Raw genomic sequence first — 9,376 nt, forward strand, 5'->3', positions numbered from 1 at the left:
GTTCTATTGAACGACGCTCCACCGATCCGGCGGAAAATGTGATTTGATTACAAGGTTTAGTGGGGAGGGTCTAAACCTAGCCGCTGTTGCCTCGCAGTGCAAATAAGGCTGGTCTGCGGCCGTTTGGGTCGGAAATTTCCACGTAATTCCGGGCCTCTGGCCGGTTGGCGCGGTCAAATGCCGTCGAACCGCCACATCCGCGAACCCGGTGCGCAGAATATCGGCACGCTGCGACGGATTCGCCCGGGACCGACGTGCAATGTCCGGATCGACTGCGACTGTCGTCGGTACATCACCCTGTTTGTTCGACGGCCCCTTGCAGCGAAAACGCCAGTTCCATGATTCTTTCCCAGCTCCTGATGTACAGCGTCGCTCTCGGCGGATTGCAGTCGGCGACGTTCGAGCAAACCCCGTCGGCCTCCGCAGCCGGGGGGCAGCCGGGCGTGACGGCAGCGGGTGATCCGGAGGCCTATGATCTGGGCGAGATCGTCGTCAACGGCGGGCCGCTTCGCGGATCGGTCATCGGCGACATCAAGCCGGAGGTCGTGCTGGATGCGCGGGACATCCGGGCCTACGGGGCCAGCAACATCACCGAACTGCTCGCGGCCCTGTCACCGCAGACGGGCAGCGCCCGGGGGCGTGGCGGCGGCCGGCCGGTCGTGCTGCTGAACGGTCAACGAATCTCGGGTTTCAGCGAGATCCGCAGCCTGCCGACCGAGGCGATCGAGCGGGTCGAGATCCTGCCGGAAGAGGTGGCGCTGAGCTATGGCTACCGGGCCGACCAGCGGGTGGTGAATTTCGTGCTCAGGCAGCGGTTCCGGGCGGTCACGACCGAAGGCAGCGTCACCCTGCCGACCGCGGGCGGGCGCACCGTCAGCCAGGCCAATTCCAACATTCTGCGCATTCGCGGTGACGAGCGCTGGACCCTTGATGTCCAGTACCAGCAGGCGTCGCCGCTGTTCGAAAGCGAACGGGACATCAACCGGTCGCCGACCGGGCTGCCCTATGACGTCGTCGGCAATGTCGGGGGGCTTCCGGTCGGGGGCGAGATCGATCCGGCCCTGTCGACCCTGGCCGGGACGCCGGTTACGGTGGCCGGTGTGCCGGGCTCCGCGCGCAGCGCGCCGCCGGCCCTGACGGATTTCGCGGCCACGGCCAACACGCCCAATGCCGGTGATGACACGGCCTACCGGACCCTGCTGGCCCGGTCCGACACCGGCTCGATCAACGGGGCGATGACGCGGACATTCGGCGAGGTCATGACCACGATGAACGCCAAGGTCGACGCCGGAAGCACCCGTGCCTACCTCGGACTGCCGACCGCCGGCTTCACCCTGCCGACGGCCAGCCCCTGGTCGCCGTTCAGCAACGACGTCGGGCTGTATCGCCAGATCGACACCCTGGGGGGACGGGCCCGGGACACGGATACCCTGTCAGCCCATCTGGGCGGCACGGCCAACGGGATGGTCGCCGAGTGGCGCTGGACGGTCACCGGCAATTTCGATCAGAGCCGTACGGTGACGGAAACGGAACGCGGGTTCGACACCTCGGCCCTGCAGGCTCGCCTGACGGCCGGAGACCCGGCGTTCAACCCGTTCGCGCCCGTGGCGGTGACGGATCTGGTCCGGGTGGCGAATGACCGGTCCGAAGCGACGACGCGGACCCTCAATACCGAAGGCGTTGTGAACGGTACCCTGCGCGAGCTGTCGGCCGGTCCGTTGAGCGCGACCTTCAAGGCCGGATTCGAAAGCCTGTCGCTGGACTCCCGCAGCGAACGCTCGGGCGTGGTCCAGGCCGGCGACGTGTCGCGCCGGCGCGGTGACGTCCAGTCCAGCTTCAACCTGCCGATCGCCAGTCGCCGTAATGAGGTGCTGACCCGGATCGGCGACCTGTCGGCCAATCTGAACCTGCAGTATGAGGAATTGTCGGACTTCGGGGGTCTGACGACGATCGGATACGGCCTCCACTGGTCCCCGGTCGAGCGGCTCAGTTTCATCGTCAGCCAGACCGATGAGGAGGGCGCGCCCACGGTCCAGCAGCTGAACGATCCGGTCATCTTCACGCCCGGCGTGGCCACCTATGACTACGCCACCGGACGGACCGTCGACATCACCCGGATCGACGGCGGCAACAGCGCCCTGACGGCCGACAGCCGCAGGGTTCTGAAGCTGGGCGTCAACTGGCGGCCGATCGAGGACACCGACCTGTCGATCAGTGCCAACTATATTCGCAGCAACACCCGCAACCAGGTCTCGAGCTTTCCGGCCCTGACCCCGGATATCGAGGCCGCCTTTGCCGACCGGTTCACCCGCGACGGCAGCGGCGAGCTGATCTCGATCGACGCCCGGCCGGTGAATTTCGCCCGGGCCGATCGTCAGGAACTGCGCTGGGGGTTCAACTATTCCCGCCCGATCCGCGATACGAGCCCGCCGCCGGAGATCACGCCGGAGATGCGGGCCCGGTTCGAGGCCTTGCGCGCCCGGCGACAGGGACGAAACGGGCCGGACGGGGATGCACGTAGTCAGGCCGATGCGCCCGCAGGGGCCCCGCCGTCCGAAGGTCGTCCCCCGGAAGGGCAGGAGAGGTCGGGCGAACGCGCGGGTCCCGGTGGTCCCGGGGCCGGACGCGGCGGGCCGGGTGGTCGTGGCGGCGGGCGGTTCGGCTCACGCGAGGGGCGGCTGCAGCTGGCGCTCTATCACACCTGGCGTTTCCAGGATGAGATCCTGATCCGCGACGGTCTGCCGGTGCTGGACCTGCTGGACGGGGCGGCGGTCGGCACGCGTGGCGGACAGCCGGTCCACGAACTGGAACTGCGCGCAGGCTATTCGCTGAACGGCATCGGGGCCCGGATCAACGCCGACTGGAAGAGCGCCACTGACGTCAATGGCTCCCTGACCTCCGGGGACCTGCACTATTCGGATCAGGCGACCGTGGGCCTGCGTTTCTTCGTCGACCTGACGGCCCGGCCCGAGCTGATCAGCCGCTTCTTCTGGCTGCGTGGATCGCGGGTCAGCCTGGACATCGACAATATCTTCGACAGCCGTCTCGAGGTGCGGGACTCTCTGGGCAATACGCCGGTCGGCTATCAGGCGGGCTATCTCGATCCGACCGGGCGGACGATCAAGCTGAGTTTCCGCAAGCTGCTGTTCTAGGGGCGGATCACGGCGTCTGGATCCTGCCGGTGCCTGACGGATGCGGTTCGTTCGCCGTGACCGTCCGTTTCAGGCGGCGGCGTTGTTCGTACGGCGCGGCACGGAGGCGACGACCTGGTTGCGACCGGCCTTTTTGGCCCGGTACATGGCCGCGTCCGCCGTCTTGACGAGGTGATCCATCGTGCAGTGATCGGGGGCGCTGGCCACGCCGATTGAGGCTGTGATCGGGCCCAGAGACTGTTCACCGTGAACCAGGGTCAGGGCCTCGACCTGCCGGCGGATGTCTTCGGCGCGGTTCAGGGCTTCGTCCGGCCCCAGGCCGGGCATCAGCAGCAGGAATTCCTCGCCACCGTAGCGACAGGCCAATCCCGTTTCCCGCGTCATCCGCGACAGAAGCGCGCCGATCTGACCCAGAACCGCGTCGCCCGCGTCATGGCCGAAGCTGTCGTTGAACCGCTTGAAATGATCGACGTCCAGCATCAGGCAACTGATGGGGTGGTGGCTGTGGCGCGCTTTCGCGATCTCAGCGTTGAGGATGGAGTCGAGGTGACGGCGGTTGGCCAGTCCGGTTAACGGATCGGCCATCGCCATCTCCTGGAGCGAGTCCCGCAGACGAAGGTTGGCCAGCGCCAGGCCGATGTTTTCCGCCAGCATCATCAGATAGCTCTCGGGGAGATCGCCCTGCTCGTGATCGACCTCACTGCGGGGTTCGAGATAGAGCAGGCCGATCGTCTCGCGCTGGGCGGTCAGCGGCACGCAGACGGTGTCGACGGTCGTGTCGGATATCGCATGGGCGCAGACGACGTCGATGCTGTCACCGGCCGGACGGTGCAGGGTCCCGCGCTGGAGAGCCCAGCACGCAGTCGGTGAGAACTTGTTCTGTGAGTGTTGCGGTGACGACCAGTCGCAGGCCGTCACCAGGGCGTTGCAGGTCTTGTCGAGGAGATAGACCCGGCCGGCCAGAGCGGGGAAAATCTCAGGCATGAAGCGCGCGATCACCTCTGTCAGGTCGCCCATGTTGACGCAGCCCTGCATGCGCTGGGTCATGCGCGAGAGCAGATCCCGCATCGCCTGGTCGAAATGGTGTGCCGCCTCGAGGCGCTGTCGCTCGAGGCCGTTTTCGCGGAACAGGCGGATGGCCTGGGAGATGTCGCCAATCTCGTCGACGTCGCCATAGTCCGGCGTCTCCACATCGTAGTCCTGTGCTGCGAGCCGGGTCACGACGTCGCTCAGCCGGATCACCGGGCGCAGGATCTTTCGCGTTAGAATGAAGTAGAGGACGCAAAGGAACAGCACGCCGGTCAAGGCCAGCATGATCTCCGACGTCGTTCGCCAGAGCCGGGCGATGTCGGTAGCCGCCGCGACGTTGACCTCGGTCCTCTGGTCCAGCCGGTCCTGGAATCCGGTGATCATGGATTCGACCCTGTTCAGGTCCCGTTCGTACTCCGCTCCGAACATGATCTGCCGCGCGAGCTCGAGGTCCCCGGCCTGACGAGCGGCAATCGCGGCCTGTTGCTCGGCGGTCAGTGTATCTGTCCAGCGGATGGCGGCGCGGACCACGTTGAGCTCGTCGTCGGTTGCCCCGGCATCGTGCAGGCGACGGAGACGGTTCTCAAGGACACTCAGGTTTGCCGCTTCCTGACGGTAGACGATGAGGCGGCCAGGATCTCCGGTCATCACATATTGGCGCGCCTGATTGGTGAGGGCATAGACCTCCGCGCCGACGGCTGAACTCGCCTTGTCGAGATGGTATCGCTGCGCAACCGCGCCCCGTTCGTGCTCCTGCGCGTTTGAGGCCAGGATAGCCGTCGCACCGGACGCCAGGGTGAGGAGCACGGTCGTCCCGTAGGCCCAATTTGTGATGGTCGCCAATCGCATGGGCAGACCATACGGATGAAGGATTAAGACCCGATGATTCTTCAGTTGGTATTTGCTGCGCGGTGGCCCTCCAGGGTTGGGGTCATGCGGTTGACCCCGGCCATCCCGCACACGGGATCGTCCTGACCCGGGAACAGACACAGCGGCGATCGGTCGCCTTTGCCCAAGCCTTGGTCACACAGGCTTCGGAAAAGAATGGAAACACGGGGGCAAGGGTTGAATTTCTGGTCACTCACGGGTCTGTCGACGCGTTGATCGCGTTGGAAGGTCCATGAGCACTCCCCCCTACAGACTGTCTGTGGCCCCGATGATGGACTGGACCGACCGGCATTGCCGGGCGTTTCACCGTGCCCTGACGAACCGCGCCCTGCTCTATACCGAGATGGTCACGGCTCCGGCCATTCTGCACGGCGATGTCGAGCGGTTGCTGGGGTTTGACGACGTCGAGCATCCGGTGGCGCTGCAGCTGGGCGGGTCTGATCCGGTGCAGCTGGCCGAGGCGGCGCGGATCGGGGCGGCGCGCGGTTACGACGAGATCAATCTGAACGTCGGCTGCCCGTCGGACCGGGTCCAGTCGGGGCGGTTCGGGGCCTGTTTGATGCGCGAGCCGCCGCTGGTGGCCGAATGTATGGCGGCGATCCGCGAGGCGGTCGACGTTCCGGCCACGGTCAAATGCCGGATCGGCGTCGATGACCAGGACCCGGCCATCAGCCTGTTCGAAACCGTCGACGCCTGCGCCGCCGTGGGCATCACCACCTTCATCGTGCATGCGCGCATGGCCTGGCTGAAGGGGCTGTCGCCCAAGGAGAACCGCGACGTGCCGCCGCTGGACTATGATCTGGTGCGGCGACTGAAGCGCGAGCGACCGTCGCTGACCGTGTGCATCAATGGCGGCATCCCGTCGCTGGATGCGGCCGAGGCCCATCTGGACGACAGTGACGGGGTGGCGCTGGACGGGGTCATGCTGGGGCGGGCCGCCTATCATGAGCCGGCGATCCTCGGGCAGGTTGACCGGCGGCTGTTCGGCGAAACGGGCGAGGACGTCGACGCCTTTGCCGCCATCGACAACTACCGGCCTTATCTGGCGGCGCGGCTGGAAGAGGGGGTGCATCTGGCGGCGATGGCGCGTCATATGCTGGGCCTGATGCACGGTCGGCCGGGGGCGCGGACCTTCCGCCGTATCCTGACCGTCGAGGCGCTCGCGCCCGGGGCCGGGCTGGAGGTGGTCGACCGGGCGGTCGAGGCCGTACGCGAGGCCGAGGCGCGGCGCGATCGCGCTGACGAGGCCGCGTGACGATCCTGCCCCTGAGCGAGATCCTGATGCTGCTGGCGGCCCTGACCGGGGCCGGGCTGGTCGGCGGGCTGATCGCCGGTCTGTTCGGAGTCGGTGGCGGCACGGTGATCGTTCCGGCCCTCTTCTATGCCTTTGCGGTGCTGGGGATCGGTGGTGAGGGCAATCTGCATACGGCCATCGGCACCTCGCTGCTGACCATTGTCGCCACGTCATGGCGGTCACTGCGGGCGCATCGCAGCCACGGGGCGGTGGACGAAGTCGTGCTGCGCACCTGGACGCCGTGGGTGGCCTTCGGGGGACTGGTCGGGGCCGCCGTGGCCGGGGTCACCTCGATGACGGGGCTGGCCATCGTCTATGGCGTCTGTGTGCTGCTGGTGTCGGCGCAGATGGGATTGCTGCCCGAGCGGATCGTACTGCGGTCGGAGATGCCGACCGGCTGGGTCCGGCGGATCGTCGCCACCCTGATCGGGCTGTTGTCGGCGATGATGGGCATCGGCGGTGGCGGTTTCGGCGGCATGACCATGACCCTGTGCGGACAGCCGATCCACCGGGCGGTGGCCACAGCCTCGGGCTTCGGTCTGGCCATCGGCGCGACGGCGGCCTTCGGCTTCATGATCTTCGGCTGGGACGCGCCGGGGCGTCCGCCCTTTTCGCTGGGCTATGTCAATGTGCCGGCGGCGCTGGTGATGGGACTGTTGACCACGCTGGTGGCCCCCTATGGGGCGCGTCTGGCGCACAGCCTCGACAGACGCGTGCTGCGTCGGGCCTTTGCCGTCTATCTGCTGGTGACCGGCATCTCGGTGGTGGCCAAGGCGTTTTAGGGCCGCAGGGTCAGACCCGTGGGCGTCGCTTCCAGACTGGACAGACGACCGAGGTAGCTCATGCCCAGTAGGGAATGGGGCAGACCTTCCTCAACGACGGTGGCGGCGACGCGCTCGACCCGGACTCCGGCGACGGCGACCGAGGCCAGTTCGACGGAGGCCGCGCGAACAGGGCCGGCGGCGGTGACCACGGTGGCGTTGAAGTCGGCCGAAGTCAGGCGAAGACCGAGGCGAACGGCATCCTCACGCGTCAGGGCCACGACACTGGCACCGGTGTCGACCAATACCTTGACCGCACGTCCGTTGATGTCGGCTTCGGCCCAGTAGTGGCCGTCAGGGCTGCGGGTGATCCGGGTGGCGACACCGGTCGCGGCCGCAGGGGCAGCGGCGACCATGACCACGGCGGCCCGGGCCTCACCGCCCTGTCCGGCATGATTCAGCCAGAAGGCGGCGCTCAGGGACGAGGCGACGGCCAGGGCCAGAATGGCGGCAGAGGAAAGATCGAAGCGGACCATACATACTCACGCGACAACGCCGCTTCTGCGGCCGTCCCCACCGTGACGCGGGGGCGTTGGGATGCGGTGAATGGACGTGGCTGACGACTGGTTAACGGCGCAGGGAAGACGGTTTTGGCCTCAGGACGGCAGCAATTTGGCCGGGTCGATGCGCGAGCGGCGCTCGGGCAGATCGGCCATGATCTCGGCGCGCTGTTCGTCGCTCAGGGTGCTCCAGCCCCCGATCTCACCGAGGGTCCGGAAGCAGCCGAGGCAGAGGCTGGACGCCCCGTCGACGATGCAGACCTTGATGCAGGGCGTGGCGATGGATCGGGGCGTTTGGGTCACGTTAGATGACGACCTTGCGACTATTGCTCTGGATGCGGAACATAAAACTTGAAATTTACGCCGTTCCTGCTACAGTTGTCGTGACGCGAAACGACTATGACGGTGAGATTCCCGATCAGCACGACGCGTCTCTTTTCATCATACTGCGAAAGGAGACGCCAAGATGAACAATAAGGAGCGCAACCTCCAGCACGCCTTGATGTCCTTTGCCCTGATGGGCGGGATGCTGGTGAACACGAAGAACAACAACGGAGCCGGCGACCGCGTGGTCAGCCACCCGTCCAACTTCGTGCCGATCAAGCTCAAGCGGGCGCACAACTAGCTGTGACACCCCTTCGATTGACAGAGCCCCGGACCGCAAGGCCGGGGCTTTGCAATTGCGGCTCCGACCGCTAGCCCTGCACCCCGGTGCAAGGAGCGGATATGGGCGATCTGATCAGACAGGAACGACACGGACCGGTGATGGTCTGGACCCTGGACCGCGAGGCGCGGCTCAATGCCCTGCCGGACCTCGGTGACGGTGAGGCGTTCGCGTCGGCCTGCGAGGCGGTGAATGCGGATCTGTCGGTGCGTTGTGTCGTGCTGACCGGGGCGGGGCGGGCCTTTTCGGCGGGCGGCGATCTGAAGGCGATGCGGGACCGGCGCGACATGTTCGCCGGTTCGGGGGCGGAAATCCGTGAGCGCTATCGCCGGGTGGTGCACCGGATCGTGCGCTCGCTGTACGGGCTGGAGGTGCCGCTGATCGCGGCCGTGAACGGTCCGGCCATGGGACTGGGCTGCGACATCGCGGGTCTGGCCGATATCCGCATCGCCTCGGAGGCGGCCAGTTTCGGTGTGCCGTTCCTGAAGCTGGGCATCCTGCCCGGCGACGGCGGGGCCTGGCTGATGCCGCGCAATATCGGTTACGCCCGGGCGGCCGAGATGCTGTTCACCAGCCGGGTGCTGGACGCCGCCACCGCGCGCGAGTGGGGACTGGTCAACCGGGTGGTCCCGGCCGACCGCTTGATGGACGAGGCCATGGTGACCGCCGGAGAGGTCGCGGCCCAGGCCCCGCAGGCCCTGCGCATGACCAAGGCCCTGTTGCGCCAGGGTCGCGACGCAACCTTCGACCAGATCCTGGAGATGACCGCCGCCATGCAGGCTCTGGCCCACCTGACCGACGACCACCTTGAAGGCGTCAACGCCGTACTGGACAAGCGGCCGGGGGCGTTTACCGGGGGCTGAACCAGACCATTTTTGTTTCAGGTCGACTCGACCTGAATCCAGAAAATGGTCCAGATTCAAACTGGAGCGAAATCTGAGCCGAGTTGGACTGCGTCCAACTCAACCGATTTCGCTCTAGCTGTGGAGCCTCAACAGGTTGTCCTCGGCGAGGGCGAGTCTGCTGAT

At 66.5% G+C, this 9,376-nt stretch carries 8 protein-coding genes; 5 read left to right on the forward strand and 3 right to left on the reverse strand.

The features are described 5' to 3' along the window. Positions 1–338 precede the first annotated feature (338 nt). A complete protein-coding gene (locus AAC050_RS09455; RefSeq protein ID WP_339914832.1) occupies positions 339–3,152 on the forward strand; it encodes a Plug domain-containing protein in 2,814 nt (937 codons plus the stop codon). Between the two features lie 69 nt (positions 3,153–3,221). On the opposite strand, the gene AAC050_RS09460 is transcribed toward AAC050_RS09455, so the two are convergent. After that, the gene (locus AAC050_RS09460; protein WP_339914833.1) at positions 3,222–5,030 is read right to left on the reverse strand and encodes a diguanylate cyclase; all 1,809 of its coding nucleotides are present in this window, start codon (positions 5,028–5,030) and stop codon (positions 3,222–3,224) included. Positions 5,031–5,301: 271 nt separating this feature from the next. Here AAC050_RS09460 and dusA point away from each other — a divergent pair, with 271 nt between their 5' ends. Both dusA and AAC050_RS09470 read left to right on the forward strand, forming a co-directional pair. Further along, positions 5,302–6,324, forward strand: coding sequence for a tRNA dihydrouridine(20/20a) synthase DusA (dusA, locus tag AAC050_RS09465; RefSeq protein ID WP_339914834.1), 1,023 nt, complete (start codon positions 5,302–5,304; stop codon positions 6,322–6,324). Continuing rightward, positions 6,321–7,145: a sulfite exporter TauE/SafE family protein gene (locus AAC050_RS09470; protein WP_339914835.1), complete on the forward strand. Its 825-nt coding sequence runs from the start codon at positions 6,321–6,323 to the stop codon at positions 7,143–7,145. Before dusA ends, AAC050_RS09470 begins: the two co-directional genes overlap by 4 nt. Here the strand turns inward: AAC050_RS09470 and AAC050_RS09475 are convergent. Both AAC050_RS09475 and AAC050_RS09480 read right to left on the reverse strand, forming a co-directional pair. Beyond that, positions 7,142–7,660 carry a TIGR02281 family clan AA aspartic protease gene (locus AAC050_RS09475; protein ID WP_339914836.1) on the reverse strand — a complete coding sequence of 173 codons (519 nt, stop codon included), beginning with the start codon at positions 7,658–7,660 and terminating at the stop codon, positions 7,142–7,144. The two genes, AAC050_RS09470 and AAC050_RS09475, sit on opposite strands and share 4 nt — an antisense overlap. Positions 7,661–7,780: 120 nt before the next feature. Continuing rightward, complete coding sequence (locus tag AAC050_RS09480) at positions 7,781–7,987, reverse strand: DUF1289 domain-containing protein (RefSeq protein WP_339914837.1); 207 nt, start codon at positions 7,985–7,987, stop codon at positions 7,781–7,783. 163 nt (positions 7,988–8,150) lie between these two features. On the opposite strand from AAC050_RS09480, the gene AAC050_RS09485 reads away from it, so the two are divergent. Together AAC050_RS09485 and AAC050_RS09490 are read left to right on the forward strand one after the other, a co-directional pair. Next, on the forward strand, positions 8,151–8,309 hold the full coding sequence (locus tag AAC050_RS09485) for a hypothetical protein (RefSeq protein WP_339914838.1): 159 nt from the start codon (positions 8,151–8,153) through the stop codon (positions 8,307–8,309). Between the two features lie 101 nt (positions 8,310–8,410). Continuing rightward, positions 8,411–9,211 (forward strand): crotonase/enoyl-CoA hydratase family protein, encoded by an 801-nt coding sequence (locus tag AAC050_RS09490; protein WP_339914839.1) that lies wholly within the window; start codon positions 8,411–8,413, stop codon positions 9,209–9,211. The last annotated feature ends 165 nt before the right edge of the window (positions 9,212–9,376 follow it).

Source organism: uncultured Brevundimonas sp. (assembly GCF_963974615.1).
GTDB lineage: Bacteria > Pseudomonadota > Alphaproteobacteria > Caulobacterales > Caulobacteraceae > Brevundimonas.